At 49.3% G+C, this 14,987-nt stretch carries 15 protein-coding genes; 2 read left to right on the top strand and 13 right to left on the bottom strand.

Annotated features, from left to right (window positions below; genetic code table 11):
• Nucleotides 1-122: 122 nt before the first annotated feature.
• Nucleotides 123-2,351: a hypothetical protein gene (locus tag CVV44_14110; protein PKL37482.1), complete on the bottom strand. Its 2,229-nt coding sequence runs from the start codon at nucleotides 2,349-2,351 to the stop codon at nucleotides 123-125.
• A 273-nt stretch (nucleotides 2,352-2,624) separates the two neighbouring features.
• Between CVV44_14110 and CVV44_14105 the strand changes: the two genes are divergently transcribed.
• On the top strand, nucleotides 2,625-2,921 hold the full coding sequence (locus CVV44_14105; protein PKL37481.1) for a hypothetical protein: 297 nt from the start codon (nucleotides 2,625-2,627) through the stop codon (nucleotides 2,919-2,921).
• A gap of 150 nt (nucleotides 2,922-3,071) precedes the next feature.
• Here CVV44_14105 and CVV44_14100 read toward each other — a convergent pair whose 3' ends face one another.
• From CVV44_14100 to CVV44_14050, 11 genes are all read right to left on the bottom strand, one after another.
• On the bottom strand, nucleotides 3,072-3,800 hold the full coding sequence (locus CVV44_14100) for an inosine monophosphate cyclohydrolase (protein PKL37480.1): 729 nt from the start codon (nucleotides 3,798-3,800) through the stop codon (nucleotides 3,072-3,074).
• A 99-nt stretch (nucleotides 3,801-3,899) separates the two neighbouring features.
• A complete protein-coding gene (locus tag CVV44_14095) occupies nucleotides 3,900-4,424 on the bottom strand; it encodes a hypothetical protein (protein ID PKL37479.1) in 525 nt (174 codons plus the stop codon).
• Nucleotides 4,425-4,457: 33 nt separating this feature from the next.
• The gene (locus CVV44_14090) at nucleotides 4,458-5,273 is read right to left on the bottom strand and encodes a hypothetical protein (GenBank protein ID PKL37478.1); all 816 of its coding nucleotides are present in this window, start codon (nucleotides 5,271-5,273) and stop codon (nucleotides 4,458-4,460) included.
• A 15-nt stretch (nucleotides 5,274-5,288) separates the two neighbouring features.
• Complete coding sequence (locus CVV44_14085) at nucleotides 5,289-5,678, bottom strand: hypothetical protein (protein ID PKL37477.1); 390 nt, start codon at nucleotides 5,676-5,678, stop codon at nucleotides 5,289-5,291.
• 21 nt (nucleotides 5,679-5,699) lie between these two features.
• Nucleotides 5,700-5,897 (bottom strand): hypothetical protein, encoded by a 198-nt coding sequence (locus CVV44_14080; protein ID PKL37476.1) that lies wholly within the window; start codon nucleotides 5,895-5,897, stop codon nucleotides 5,700-5,702.
• Between the two features lie 455 nt (nucleotides 5,898-6,352).
• Nucleotides 6,353-7,462: a hypothetical protein gene (locus tag CVV44_14075; GenBank protein ID PKL37475.1), complete on the bottom strand. Its 1,110-nt coding sequence runs from the start codon at nucleotides 7,460-7,462 to the stop codon at nucleotides 6,353-6,355.
• Between the two features lie 120 nt (nucleotides 7,463-7,582).
• The gene (locus tag CVV44_14070; protein ID PKL37474.1) at nucleotides 7,583-8,944 is read right to left on the bottom strand and encodes a sodium-dependent transporter; all 1,362 of its coding nucleotides are present in this window, start codon (nucleotides 8,942-8,944) and stop codon (nucleotides 7,583-7,585) included.
• A 232-nt stretch (nucleotides 8,945-9,176) separates the two neighbouring features.
• Entirely contained in the window at nucleotides 9,177-9,623 is a 447-nt protein-coding gene (locus CVV44_14065; protein PKL37473.1) for a YaiI/YqxD family protein, read from the bottom strand.
• 32 nt (nucleotides 9,624-9,655) lie between these two features.
• Entirely contained in the window at nucleotides 9,656-10,141 is a 486-nt protein-coding gene (locus CVV44_14060) for a hypothetical protein (GenBank protein ID PKL37472.1), read from the bottom strand.
• 11 nt (nucleotides 10,142-10,152) lie between these two features.
• Nucleotides 10,153-10,989 carry a hypothetical protein gene (locus tag CVV44_14055; protein ID PKL37471.1) on the bottom strand — a complete coding sequence of 279 codons (837 nt, stop codon included), beginning with the start codon at nucleotides 10,987-10,989 and terminating at the stop codon, nucleotides 10,153-10,155.
• Between the two features lie 3 nt (nucleotides 10,990-10,992).
• Nucleotides 10,993-13,941, bottom strand: a complete 2,949-nt coding sequence (locus CVV44_14050; protein ID PKL37470.1) for a hypothetical protein — start codon at nucleotides 13,939-13,941, stop codon at nucleotides 10,993-10,995.
• 238 nt (nucleotides 13,942-14,179) lie between these two features.
• Here CVV44_14050 and CVV44_14045 point away from each other — a divergent pair, with 238 nt between their 5' ends.
• Nucleotides 14,180-14,581 (top strand): hypothetical protein, encoded by a 402-nt coding sequence (locus tag CVV44_14045; GenBank protein ID PKL37469.1) that lies wholly within the window; start codon nucleotides 14,180-14,182, stop codon nucleotides 14,579-14,581.
• Between the two features lie 65 nt (nucleotides 14,582-14,646).
• Here the strand turns inward: CVV44_14045 and CVV44_14040 are convergent, their stop codons facing one another.
• Complete coding sequence (locus CVV44_14040) at nucleotides 14,647-14,985, bottom strand: ATPase (GenBank protein PKL37468.1); 339 nt, start codon at nucleotides 14,983-14,985, stop codon at nucleotides 14,647-14,649.
• Between the last annotated feature and the right edge of the window lie 2 nt (nucleotides 14,986-14,987).

Raw genomic sequence — 14,987 nt, 5'->3', positions numbered from 1 at the left:
ATTTCAGGAAGGGATTATACATAAATTTATGGGTAATTTCGTCAAATAAAATTTATTTCAGTGGTAGGGCGGTAGCGCCATTCCCGCAAAAATTTATGGAATCTTAACATGATGAGGTGAAATCATCGGTGTTTGTGCAGAATTTCATATATGCAGCTGGATAGTTCCCCGGCTGTGTAGGGTTTCCGGATAAATCCCGCAGCGCCCTGTTCAAGCCCGGCTGACACCCGGGGGTCGTCGGAGTAACCTGAACTGAGTATCACCACAACGGATTCATTGATTTCCTTCAGTTTTCCCAGGACCTCGAGCCCCGACATGTAGGGCATGGATATATCCAGGAGTACGGCGTCGATACTTTCCCGTCTTTCCCGGTACATTGAAATGCCGCTCATGCCGTCATGGGCGGTAATAACTTCATAACCGCATGATGTGAGGGAGTCTCCGGCAACATCTCGTACGAACGGTTCGTCATCGATGACCAGAATGGTACCGTGGCCGCTGATGAGATCTTTGGGGGCTTCCATTCTTTCGCGGCATACCGTTTTATCACTCAGTTCCGGCAGGAAAATGGTGAAAGTTGATCCCTTACTTATGGCGGACTTGACCTTTATGAAGCCACCAAGGCGACTGACAAAGCCGTAGGCTATGGAAAGCCCAAGGCCCGTCCCTCCTTCATTTTTTTTCATGGTGTAAAAGGGTTCGAATATACGTTCCTGTGTTTCCTTGTCCATGCCGATTCCCGTGTCGCTGAATTCAATAGCCGCAAAGCGGCCGCCATGGCTGTTTTCATGGGACTGTGGCCATTCTTCTTCATGTATTTGTGCCGATGAAACGGTAACGGTTAGATCGCCCCCCTCGGCATTACCGGGATTTCTCATAACCGTCATTGAATGGGAGGCATTGACGCAGAAGTTCAGGAAAATCTGTTCGATGAGAATAGAGTCGGCCATGACGATCGTGGGTTTTTCGCTGTATTGTGCATTGACGGTAATACTTTTTGGAAAGCTGTTCATGCAGATGTTGATTACATGACTGAGCGATTCGTTTATGTCGATGGGTTCGAGGCTGATGTCCTGTTTCCGCGACAGGAGCAGGAGCTGACGTATCATATCCGATGCCCGTCGGGACGACTCCAGGGCTGTTCTGATATAGTTATCAGACTTATCCCGCCTGTTTATGGTTTCCTTTTTCAGCAGATTATCCAGAAGACTCAGGCTCCCCATGATGCCGCTTAAAATATTGTTGAAATCATGAGCCAGGCCGCTCGTGAGCGTTCCAATGGCCTCCATTTTCTGGGCATGGATAAGCTGATCCTGCATTTTTTCCTTTTCTTCATGGGCTCGTTTTCTTTCCGTGATATCATTGCCCACGCAGAGGATCTCCTGGAAATTTCCCTGTAAGTCCAGGATGGGCCTGTTGGCCCAGGCTATCCAGACCCGATTCCCGTCGCGTGTCATGTTTTCATTTTCATTGGAACGGAAGCTTTCGGGGTTTTTCAGGATATTTTCCATCATGAGTTTCAGGTTTGTGCCTGCCATGTCGCTCTCGGGAACAATGGTCCCCACGACGTTGCGGCCCATGATTTCATCGCTGCGAAATCCAAAAAAGCTTTCGGCGAATTCATTCCAGAACGTGACTTCGCCTCGCATGTTTATTCGGATGATGATACTATTGGCGCTCTGCACCAGGTCACGGTATTTTTTTTCGCTGACACGGAGCTCTTCCTCCACGACCCTGCGCTCCCTGATTTCACTGCGTGCCTGGTCCAGGGCTTTCCGGAACTGGATGATCAGAAAGCGGACCAGTAGAGTGATTCCCGTGATGACGGAAATGGTGACGGTTATGCGGTTCATGAAGACCGTTTTGCCCGAGCGCATCTGTTCAATTATATGCAGGTGATGCGCCACTCCCAGGCCAAGGTAAGAAGCCAGGGAGAAAAACAGGGCCCAGTACATATCACGGATTCCCCTGAGCATGGCCACCAGGATTATAGCAGTAACATACAGGAGCATGGCCGGCGCATCGATACCGCCGATGTAATTGCCATACACAGCAGAAGAAAAAATAAGGGTTGGGGGAATCAGGCTTCCAAGGCGCCAGTATCCATGCCGGGCAAGGAGCCATCCTGTTATAAAAAGAGGGTTCATGGAAAGGAGGATAAGTACAGTATCGCCGGGAATGATGTTGAAAATCCATCCCGCCATGGAAATGATTGAAAAAGAAGCGCTCACCAGGGTAAGAACAATGAGCACGGTTTTTGTCATGTATTCCATGAGCGCCGTATCGGGATTTCCCGAAGTGGTACCGGTGATTTTTCCCATAAACGCTGAAATTCTATTTTTTGGTCCCATTATGAATTACCACATTTCAGTCATTGCATGTTTTTCTGCCTGAGATCCGTCCATGCCGTTTCCCCGATCATTGTCCATGCGAATGATATCGATAGCGGGATATTTCCGGATACTATTTATAGACATCATCGCAATAGTGTAAATGAAATCCGGCAAATATCAAGAAATATTTACCCGTATCATTTTTATCAATCCGTTTCACATTATGAAATGATATTGACAATAGAAGCCCGTTGTTTTATACTAGCCGCGTTTTAGTGATGTATATTTCATATGTGTGCTGACATGAACCAGAAAAGAATAATTTCGCGGTTGAGCTCTGATATCGAAAAGATCTGTGATGATATCAGGATGCTGACGGAACACCTTCTTGATGCCTATAAACGGTGTGAGGAGATCCTTGACACGCAGGAACGGGAAGAGACGAGAAAAATACTCAATCATATGCGCGAGGATTTCGAAGGCTATTTCAAACTCTACATTGACAGAAGAAAGGATATCCGCGCCGAGTCCCTTTTTCAGGATATGCTTACCTATTTCGGCCTTGAACATTACGAAAAAAACCAGTAACCCGCACTCAAACTGACAAAGCAATTCAAACCGGAAGAACAATCCCCGACCCCGATTTCGAGACATAGGGAAATACAAAAGGGGTGCCTTTTGGTGACACCCCTGTGCGTTAGCCTGCCTTAAATGCCTGGTATACCAAAGTGCTGCCAGTTAAACCAGTTTGTTCTCCACGACAATCTCAACGGTTCCTTCCCGGCGGTCTATTTTTTTCACCAGGAGGGATATCCTGTTATCGCTGTTCAGGGCTCCCCAGTAGTTTTTCAGGTTTTCCCCGATGCTGTCAAATATGGGCACGATGAGCGGCTCTCCCTGGAATGAGGGAAGTGGATTGCCGTCGCCGGAATAGGTTGTGATCATGTGGCCGAAACCCGCCAGGGGCGATGCGTAGCAGAAGAACTGACGCAGGGGATATTTTTCGTTGTTGCCGATGGTCTTGTTAATGGCCAGCCGGTAAATATATTTTTTGTCGTCCAGATCAGTGATGCCGGAAATCCTGGGTGTGAAGTTGGGGCCGTCGGGCTCGAAATCGCGCGTGTGCAGAGCGTCTTCGAAGGAGCCGCCTTTTTTGATCGATTCATGAATTGTGTCGGTCTGGTCGCCGTTGGTAACGATGTGGGCGTTTTTTATATGCTTAAGGGGATAGTAGATGATTAGGGAAGGGTCCTCCACTTTGGATTCGTCGAAGGCCTTGGTCTTGAGAAAATTGTTGTCTTCTTTCAGGAATATCCGGTTGCGACTGTTGGCGCTTCTGCCCATGATCCAGTAAATCTGATAGATGCTCGTTTCATCGGGGGATGTGCCGATGACAATGCCCCTTCCGGGATAGGGATTGGCGCTGAGGCCGGAAAAGTTTGTTTTTGCCGTTTCGTTGATCTGCATGGGTATTTCCTCTCGGTCATGGTTTGTCGCCCCGGTCTGGGGCGTTCGTGTCAGTTGAATGTACCTGCCTCACGGACAGGTCTTTTAAAGGGGAATTTTCTATTTCGTGTCTTTTGTGGCAAGTTTATTTTTAAATTCCTCCAGGTCTTTTTCTTCCTTTTCCCTGGCCAGTTTCCACAGGCGGTAGAACCGGTCCCATTCTTTTTCATCGATGAGTTTCCAGGTTCCCGGTCCCCGTTCCTTTTCCACCGCTTCTTTTTTCAGGTTTGTTATACCGAACCGGAGGGAAAACAATATCCAGATAAAAAGGAAAGAAAGAACCAGGGACAGGATATAGATATTGCGGACCAGGGCTCCTTCGGGCGCGCCAAAATCCACTCTGAGGCCTATTTTAAGCAGGCCGTAGAGGAGGGAAAAAACAGCGAAGATAACCATGGCCGACAGGGATATATTCATTTTCCATGTCCGGTCGCGGAGAATCTGCAGAAGGCCCAGTTCAAGATGGTGTTCCTGAACACTCGCCATATCAAATTCCAGTGCCATTCTGGAGTAGCCCGTCCCGAGTACCGGTTTTTCTACCGTATCCACACGAATGCTCTTAAAGGTATAGACCCATTTTTTCATCGGCAGTAAGACTCCTTTTTCTATGGTTCAGTTCTATAGATCAAATTCGCGCGTGAAAGTAAAGCTGAATTTTGGCGTCAGGACATTGTTTCCCGTAACATATTCCACGGGTGAGTAGCCGGCGCTATTGCCTACCCAGAGGGAAAAGGTGTGCCGGTATCCGGCGTATTTTACCCCGGCATTGTAGTTCACGTACTTGAAGGCGAAGCCGAAGATATTCATGGTCACCTCACTGCAGAGGGCCACGTGATCGAAGATGTAATAACCGGCCTGGAACCCGGCGCCGAAGGTAAAATCGTAGCTGCTGTTTATGCCGAAGAAATTGGTGTTATAGGCGAAGGTGGGGACAATGCCCAGGGTCAGTTTGTTGCTGAAAAAATGTTTTTCCATGACGGCCTGGGTGAAAAAAGAGGGACGGTCCTTCATGGGGAGTGTGGTCTGCGAATCGATGTTCGCCTTGTCGGCGTAGGACAGGGACAGGGAGTTATTGATACCGTTCGTATCCTTGAATCCCCCGCCCAGGACTATTGAAAGTGAGAAGATATCACTCGCGCTGAAGTCATTGAGAATGTTATATTTCCCGCTCAGAACGATATCCTTATTTTTGAATGAGTAGCCCAGGAGTACGTCCAGGGGATCGATGATACCATAGGACAGGGACAGGTTTATGTTGGTGGTGTGCCGGTTGACATCAAAATAACGATGCCCCACGTCCAGAATAAAGACCTTTGAACCATTGGTCTGGGAGGTGGGAAGATTGAAGATGTAGGGAACGGTACCGCCGGCAAAAACCGGTCCTGAAATTATCGGAAGAATCATGAGCGAAAGGGCGATGAGTCTGCTTTTCATAGTTGTACCTCGTCCCTAAAAATCTGTCCTGCGATGACAATTGAAGCATGACGGTGTGCTGCTGAACATGTTTTTCACACGATGTATGTGGGGCTCCGACAGAACTGCCTCTTTGCGGGCCGCGTCAGTAATTTCTTCGGGACGTATGGGTTTCAGGTCATGGCACTGTCCGCATGTGGCTTTCACGTTATGCACGCCCTGAAGCTTTTCTCCGTGGCAGTGCTTGCACTCATCACCGAAGGAGTGTTCTTCGGCAGGCCTGAAAAAGGAACAGGCCCCGGCGAAGATGGCTGTGATTACCAGCAGTATGATTGCCGTTTTATGTTTCATATATCCTTTTGCTGAGTTCATTTCTATATAAAATATTATTAGCGTACAGAACGGCCGATTCATCATGTTAATCATGACACGTTGAACAGGGGGGAGCTAACGTTGTTCCGGTACCCTCACCACTTGCGCCATGGCATACGCTACCGCTGCAGTACACAGATGGATTCTCATGACTGTAATTAAAGTGATGCCATGCCCCTTCCTTCTTGCTGCGGTGTCCTGGAGCCGGAATAGGGTTGTGACAATCCTGGCAGCGATAGCCCGCTCCTGCCACACCTTCCAGATTGACGCCATGACAGGCGGCGTCCTTGCACGTGCTGAACCATGAGGTGTTGTCCGTGGTGCTTCCCGTATCTACGGCAGTGTGGTGATATATGCCTGCCACTTTAAGAGTATGGGTCGTTGTAAAGATGGTCCACTTGTTACCGTGACAGGAATAGCACGATGGTGCTCCTGAGTTACCTCCACGCAGGTCTGCGCCGTGGCACTGCACTTCATCGCAGGCGCCATAGGGGAAACGGAATGAGGCCCCATGGTATATGGTGCTGAATGGGGGCCTGGAGGGGTGGAGCGAGTTGCGCATTTTCCCCTGAACATCCTCATACATGGGATTGCACTTAAGGAGGAACAGTGCGGAAGTCAGGAGAAGGATACAGTTCAATGTTTTCATAAGCATTCTCTTCTGTAAAGTGTATAGTATTGTCGGGACAATGTCAATTCCTTAAACGGAAAATCCTCTTAAGTCCTGTCTATTCCGCGGGAGATTCCCCGACCTCCTTCTTGAGGGTGCTTATAATGGTGCGGAAGGAAGTGAGAATTGAACCGGCGAAAATAAATGAAAAAACAAGGACAATTACGGCCGGAATGAGAACATACATAATTATGATGGATAACGTGAAGTGCTGCGATGAATAAACCGATGATGCCCGTATGGCATATATCGAAGCAATGCACGTGACCGCAATCAATGAAAGAAACGCTGCATATACTCTTCCTTTTATTCCCATCTTTATAATTCGTTTGCGGCTCACAAAGAAAAACATGGCTCCGATCAGCAGTACGAGGATAATTCCCGTTGTCAGGAACATAGACGGTGTGAGGGCCGGTAAAATAAAGATTGTATCACCCTGCTTTAACAGAGAATTCTGCTGCGGATGCTCGCCAAGCCATTCAACCTTTCCCGATTCAAGATGGTAAACCGCACCCAGGACTTTGAGCTTTCCTTCCCGTACGCGTTGTATTGTTGAGGGACTTCTCGTGTAGAGGTCCTCGATGGATTGCCATACATTGTTTACGATCGAAGCTTCAAGCAGGGCGGGGGAAAAATCATTTCCGAGTTTTTCCCTTGCTTTATCTACGGCGGGCCCGATGTTGTCAACTAGACGGGGGATGTTGCCATGGACTTCGTCACCTTTTGCAACGGCCGTTACTGCTCCGCATTTTGAATGGCCCAGAACGATCAGCACGGGCGTTCCCAGGTGGTCCACGCCGTATTCAATGGAACCGGCTTCGTCAGTATCGGCGACATTGCCGGCAACGCGGATTACGAAAATGTCCCCGAGGCCCGCGTCAAAGATAAGTTCCAGGGGAACGCGGGAATCGGAACAGCCGATTATCGTAGCATAGGGATGCTGGCCGTTTTTGTCCGTTTCCTCCATTCTCAGCCTGGTGATGTTGGGGTGTATCATCCTGGCGGTGCTGTAGCGTTCATTGCCTGTTTTCAAAAGCGTCAGCGCCTCATCGGGAGATATGCCGCTACGGCTTTCCGATGCGAGTAAGGGAGCGATAATTGCAAGTAAAAACCATGCCAGGAATAATATGATTAACCGGGAAGCTGATTTCCAATTATGTATGGTCATGATTGATTCCCCCTGTTGTTATTGATAATTGCTCTACTTTATTGTACAGGGAATGTATATCTTTGTCAATGTGATTTACCAACACTTCGAAAAAACAGGTTTTTCCTTTCGACCATCCGCTTATTTCACCATACTGTAAATACCAAAATATCCGATAATCGCCACGAGCAGCAGGGGCGCTATATATTTAATCGAAAGGGCCCATATTTTTTCCAGGAGCACATTGTTGGTGTCGGGATCGAGTTCATGCATGGTATTGTTCAGACCATATTTCCATCCCAGGCAAATGGCGATTAAAAGCCCTCCAATGGGAAGCATGTAAATGGTCGTCACTTTATCCATAAAATCGAAATAGGTATTGCCCAGGAAGATTTTAACATCTTTCATGGCGCCGAAGGAAAGCGCGGCGGGTATGCCCAGGAGGAGAATAGCTGCTCCGGTAGAGAGTGCCGCCTTTCTGCGGCTCCAGCCCCATTCATCCGTGGTATAGGATACAACTACCTGTACCAGGGATATGGATGAAGTGAGGGCCGCGATAAACAGGAGCATGAAAAAGAGCGTTGAGAAAATGGATCCATAGGGCATTTTGGAAAATACCACGGGAAGCACATTGAACGTGAGCCCGGGCCCTTTTTCTGGAGTCATGCCCACGGCGAAGAGCGCGGGGAAAATGGCCAGTCCCACGAGAAAGGCAGCGAGCGTGTCGAGGATCACTATCTGCAGGGCTGAAGAAAGTATCTTTTCCTTGCGCGACAGGTAGCTTCCATAGGTGATCATGGCTCCCATGCCCAGGCTCAGGCTGAAAAAACACTGGCCCAGGGCTTCAATAATGACCTTGGTGGTGATTTTTGAGAAATCGGGCATGAGGTAGAAAGAGAGACCTCTTTCCGCGCCGGGAAGCGTGACGGACCGTACGATAAGAATTAATATGATGATAAAGAGTACGGGCATGAGTACCTTGGTCCATTTTTCAATACCGTTTGATATCCCCCGATATACAATGAAGACCGTGGCTGAGATAAAAAGGGAGTGATATGCAAGCATCTGAACAGGGTCCTGTATGAACGCTGAGAAAATATCTTCGGACATCCGGGTGCTCGATATTGATGTTATGGTGCCCGAAAGGCTTTTTACCATATATCCCATGGTCCAGCCGCCCACGACGCTGTAATAGGTCATGATAAGAAAGCCGGTAATGACCCCCATGTAGCCCACAATGACCCATCTTCCTCCCCCGATGGTCCTGAAGGCGCCAACGGGATTTTTTTCTGTGTGCCTGCCGATGACGATCTCGGCGATCATGATGGGTAACCCCAGTATCAGAATACAGAGCAGGTATATTAATACGAAGGCCGCTCCCCCGTTTTCACCGGCAAGATAGGGGAATTTCCAGATGTTGCCCAGACCGACAGCCGAACCCGCGGCGGCAAGTATAAACCCCAATCGTGATCCCCAGTGTTCGCGTGCATTCTGGTTTTCCATAACAGTTAACCCCGTATTCTATTTAATCTGCATGGGATGATTCAGGATTATCATCCCATAAATAATTTTTGATTTCGAAACAGATTCTGTAAAAACGAGACGGGAAGTCAAGGAATTATTGAACTGAAGGGGAAAGGTCAAATGTCAATAAATCATTATGGATTTTTATTTTTGGATACGCCGATGATTACTTTGATTATTGCCGGGAGGCAGAAACAGTTCGAGATGTTGCTCAGCAGTGCTTTGTCAAAAACCGGTCCAGCTGATTGGCGAACATCCTGATATCTTTCTGGCTCAATCGGTCGGGGCCTCCCGTTTCTATTCCGGCACTGCGGAGATCATTCAGCAGATCACGCGTGGCAAGGCGTTGTTTGATATTTTCCTTTGTGTACAGTTCACCCCGTGTAGATATTATAAAAGCTCCTTTATCTATCGCGCGATCGGCCAGGGGAATATCTTCACTGATAACAATGTCGCCGTCTTCCGCAAGTTCAACTATCCTGTCATCGGCAATATCAGGTCCGGCCTCGACGAGTATCATTGAGATATAATCCGAAACAGGCAGTCGGACATGCTGATTGGCGATAAAAATAACGGGTATCCTGACCCGTTCCGCAGCCCGGATCAGTATATCCTTTATGGCTGAGGGACAGGCATCGGCATCAACAAGAATTTTCATATATACTTCCCGGAGAAAAAATAGAGCTGCTTTTAATCAGTGTAATGTTTACGGACTTGCTCGCGTACTGTTTTTCTTGCCAGTTTGTCGGCGTCACGGTTATAGTTGTCTGACTCGCTTTTGCGCTGATGCGCTTTTACTTTTTTGAAAACAGGATGTAACGATTCAATGTAACTGAAGAGTAGCATAACCAGGTCCTTGTTCCTTATGTCGCTGCCTTTTTTTGTCATAAAAGAAGCGGCTATGAGTTTTTCCCTGCGGTCGATCAGCGATACGGCATATTGACTGTCGGAATGTATTATAATGGAGCAGGGTGTAGTGCCCTGGGCCATGATATACTCAAGCGCCCTGATGATGGCCAGCAGTTCCATCCGGTTATGTGTTGTTTCTGTTTCTTCGCCCGTTAAAGAAATTTTTTGTCCTTTCATTAATAATATCGCAGCCCAGCCGCCTGTTTTATGTGAAGGATTGCAGCTGCCATCGGTGTAAATATTAATTTCAGTATGTGATGTATTCATCAGGCATCGGACTATTGTTCCGGCTGCGGGTCCGCCAGGTCGCTTTTCAGCTCACCGAGCATTGCCATGTAGGCGCCCTTATTGTCGTATATGTTCTCATACTCGGCGATGAGCTTCCGGGCCTGTTCCGGCCTGTCGGAGTAAACCGCACAGAGTATGGCCCTGCATAGGGCTATTTCGCTGTGCATGAATTGTTTGTTGCGTGTCTTGTATACCGACAGATACAGGGCCATCGCCCCGGGATAGTCCAGCTGTGTAAAGAGGATCTCGGCCCTGTAAAAGTCAATGAGATAGAGGACATGTCTCTGGAGACCTTTCTGGGCGGCAATTTTTTCAAAGGTTCTCAATGATTCGTCGAGGCGGGCATTCCTGAACAGATCAATGGCTTCCTTCAATGCCTCACTCTGTTCACGGTTTCTTACTTCGGCCTCATCGTCTTTTTCCCCGCGTACCGCGCTGATAATGGTCCTGGGGTAGTAGTGATAGGTATCCTGCGCCAGCTTGCTGTAGAACCGGTAAGCCAGGTTATTCCGGCTGAAGTCTTTGGCGAGTTTGTACCGGGTGCAGCGGTATACCAGGGGACCGGAGATTTTAAAACTCGCATCGCCCTGTTCCGGCCTTAGTTCAACCAGGGATTTATCTCCAACGAAGAGAATATCCCCCTCGTTGATAAAATCACCGTTTTTTACGGTTGTGCTTTTATCGTCGTTTCGTAATTCAACACTGCCCAGCAAAAAAGAAACTCTGTACCTTGCCGCCTTTATTTCTCCTGACAGGACCGGGGGCAGGGACATGATAGTAATGCAGGTGACGGCAGCTATAATCGGGCGGATATGCTTAACAGTCATGTTTTATTCTCCATATAAGATAAAGGGTGCCCAGTAATAGGGATCATCATATTCAGCGCGTATGACCTCACGGGCTTTCTGCAGGGCTTCATGGGGTCCCATATGTTTTTTAAAGATATTTCTGTAAAACTCTTCCATGAGGATAAAGGTCGCCTCGTCATCAACGGGCCAGAGGCTTGCCATAACGGACCGGGAACCCGCTATAAGAAAGGCCTGGGGAAGTCCGATCATGCCTTCGCCATTGACAATATTCCCCATGGAGGTCTCGCAGGCGCTCATGACTACAAGGTCACATTGAAGGTCCAGGGACTTGATCTCTCCCAGCCTCAGGTATCCGTCTCTTTTCAGGTCTCCGTGCTGCGCCATGTATGAAACGTAAGCGTCTTTCCGGTATAATTTTGCCATGGGGGGGAGCGTGAGAACAATGGCATTCATGGAAGGATTGCCGTCAACAAAGAGTCCATGGGCCGCAAAGTGGATAATGCCGTACTGTGACAGCATGCGGGAATCGTTCATACTGAAAATGATATCTTCATTCGCTGCGATTCCCGTGAGCGAATGGGGGCCGGTTGCTTTTTTTTCACCGTAGGCCAGTCCGATGATGGCCCGCACTTCCTGGTCGGTGCCGGGCAGGTTGTCATAAACCGCTTCATTTTTTTCGTCGCCCGGTTTTTCGCCGGGATTATTCTTTATGATTGCCGAGATCGCCGTTCCGCCCGCCGACCGTGACCTGCCGGATCGTGTTCCCGTCATCTCGGCGTGGTCTTTATTGTAGACGGCATTGCCCACGGCAAGGAGCGGATAGCGGGACGTTCCCACTTTCCGGTTTCTCAGGTTCAGCCACACCGTGGAGGAATGCACCAGGCGGTGAACGTGGGTCGATGAAAAGAGCGTGTCACCGCCGTTTCCCAGTATGCCCCAGGGAACATAATAGAGAGGCCCGTCGGGGATTATGATGATATTCCGGGCATTGCGGGTTTTCCGCAATACCGGTTCCAGCAGATCGGCGAAGAGTGTCATTGACAGGGACTGGCGCAGGGCCCCGGCTTCCCGTGAATTTAATTTGCCTGAAAGAACTCCCGCTTTCCGCAGCGGATCGGTCTGCCCGGCACTATCGGGAAGAAGTGCCCGGGGCATCATCTCAGGCCGGCGCAGGTATACGGCTGTATTGTCAACAGTGTATTTCCAGTCTTCCTTCTCCCGGTTCCAGAGGATCACACCGCCCCGATCGTCGGTTATCCTTGTCAGACTGCTGCTTTCCAGGGGATGTTTCAGCAGGGCGTGGAGGTTTTCCGTATTGACGGTTATTTTCCAGTATGGAGGATCGCTTTCCCGACCCAGTTTTACCATGTCCAGGCCGCCCTGTTTTGTTATTATGAAGGCAAGGCAGTTTTTATCGTCCAGGCTGTAACTGACCAGCGCTTCATCGGTGGAAAGGGCGTCCTGCAGCTTTTCAACCGTGGGAGGTTTTGGTGAGCGCAGGGCCTCATAACGGGGATAGTCTTTTTTCAATTTCGTATCAAGAGAATCTTTTTTTGCCTCCAGCTCCCATATCTGCTTTACCAGGCTGTCGGCTTCATCTCTGTCGCTTTTGGCAGTTGCAACGTTTCTGCGTGATTCAAGGACTTCAATTTCGTTTGCCAGTGAAATCAACGCATGCGCCCTGTCCCCTGGAACACCGCCATGTTCCAGGGCATCCCCGAGACTCATATCCTCCGCTATGGAGAGGCCCTTCTTCAGGGAATCTGTCATGAAGGCCTTATCTATACGGCCCCTGGCTAGTTCGATATCAATGAGGCTGCTGAAGATATATCCATACCGTGAGGCGAAAGCCGACTTGCCCCTGCCTATTTCAAGCCGGGATTTCAGGATTGACGATATGGCCATTCTGTAAGAGTCCGACGCGCGATCCATGTCGCCCATATTCCGGAAGAGCTCTCCCCTGTGGGCAAGGACCTGTATATATCCGTCGCGGTCGCCGCTTTTTTCCAGTGAGTCAAGGGCCTTTCCGTAATACGCAAGGGCCTTGTCGGTATTATTGATTGACCGGTACGCGAGTCCCAGGTTGATCCAGGTGTAGGCGGTATGGGGATGATGTTCTCCCATCGTTTTCAGGTAGATAGCCAGGGCCTTTTCATAGTACTGTGCCGACCGGACGCCGTCATGGAGGTAATAATATCCCAGTCCCAGGTTGTTGTAGGCAACGGCGAGGAAGGGATGTTCATCGCCCAGGGTTTTCCGGTAGATGGGGATTGCCTTCAGGTAGTATTCCACGGCCTTTTCGTAGTCGCCCTTCGGTTCATGGGCGCCGCCCAGGTTGGTGTAGGTCGTGGCCGTGAACTCATGGTCTTCTCCCAGGTTTTTCCGGTAAATATCCAGGGCTTTCCGGTAGTATTCGATGGCCGTGTCATACCGGCCCATGGATTTGTAGGCGCCGCCGATATAGTTGCAGGCCGTTCCTACATAGGTGTGTTCCGCGCCGAGTTTATGTGTATATATCCGCAGGGCCGAAAAGTGAAATTCCAGGGCCCGGTCGATATCGCCCTTGCTCCGGTATGCCTCGCCGATATTGATGTAGACTGTGCCGGTGTATTCATTGTCGGGTCCGTAATTCAGTTTGTAGATTTCCACGGCCCGGTTAAAAAACGTAATGGCCCGGTCGAAGCTGCCCGTGGCAAATTCGGCGTATCCCAGCCTGTCGTATAATACGCCCGCCGTGGCGGAAGTCTCACCGAATATCTCTTTACCCAGGTCCAGGGCCCTGGAGAGAGGCCTAAGTGCCGCTGCGTAATTCCTTGACGCCGCTGCTTCTTCGTAGGCCCGGTACAGGCGTGAAAATTCCGTGTAGCGGGGATCACGGGTATAGTCCTTTTCCCCGGCGCTTATCAGGTGCGGGCCTGAAAGGAAGATGACAGAAAGGAACATCAGCGTTGCGGCAATTTTAATTTTCATTGGCAGATACTTCGTTGAGCCAACTTTAGTTGCATATACCAGGAGAGTCAAATTAAAAACCGGTTTTACCGCTGCCTTATTTCCGGGCGGGTGTTCGTGGATGGGAAAATATAATACAGAATACTATCAATGGGGATATGCTCCATAGTTGTTGACTTTTTTTCTTCATGATGTAGGATTGAAAATACCAGTTATACAGGAGAATACCGTGAAAAGAAAACAGGTGCTATCGATAGTGATGATTTTTGCCGCGTTCATGGGGAGCTGCGGAAATGCCCGTGCCGTGTCGGACAGTGAGGCTGCCAATTCCGCTGTGTCGGCCGCGGAAACATGGCTTAAGCTGATTGATGAAGGGAAATATGGTGACAGTTATACCGGTGCCGGTGAATTATTTAAAAACTATATGTCGGAAAAGGAATGGGGCAGGAACGTGTATGCCGTGAGGAATCCCCTGGGGAAGATCATATCGCGGAGCAAACTGTCAGTTGAGCTTGCCCGGGGTCTGCCCGGCGCTCCCGATGGAAAATATGTCTTAATCCAGTTCCGCTCGTCCTTTGAAAAGAAAATGGAGGCCGTGGAAACCGTAACCATGGCCGATGAGAGGGGACAGTGGCGGGCCGTGGGTTATTTTATTAATTGAATATGTGCCGGGACAGGTTTGAAACCTGTCCCGGCATATAACAAACTGTCCCTACATACATTTTTTTAATGATCGCAGGTGTTGGGGCCCGTGACCAGTTTATTGTCAAGAAAGGCCTCGACGATTTTATCCGGGCTCTCCGCCGGTGCGCCCGTTACGACCCGGATGTTATTCTGCGTAAAGAGGTCCTGGGCCCTGCCGCCCATGCCCCCGGCAATGATGCACGTGGCGCCCTTTTCGGCGAGCCAGCGGGGTAAAAGTCCCGGCTCGTGGGGCGGGGGTGTCACGAAATCTTTTTTAAGAATGGATTTTTTCTCCACATCCACATCGATTATGGCAAACTGTTCACAGTGACCGAAGTGCATGCACAGTGCGCCGTTGGCTACGGGGATTGCTATTCTCATAT

Source organism: Spirochaetae bacterium HGW-Spirochaetae-1, from assembly GCA_002839375.1.
Lineage (GTDB): Bacteria > Spirochaetota > UBA4802 > UBA4802 > UBA5550 > PGXY01.
Note: the sequence above shows the minus strand (reverse complement) of the source record. Positions and strands in the feature narration are given on the sequence as shown.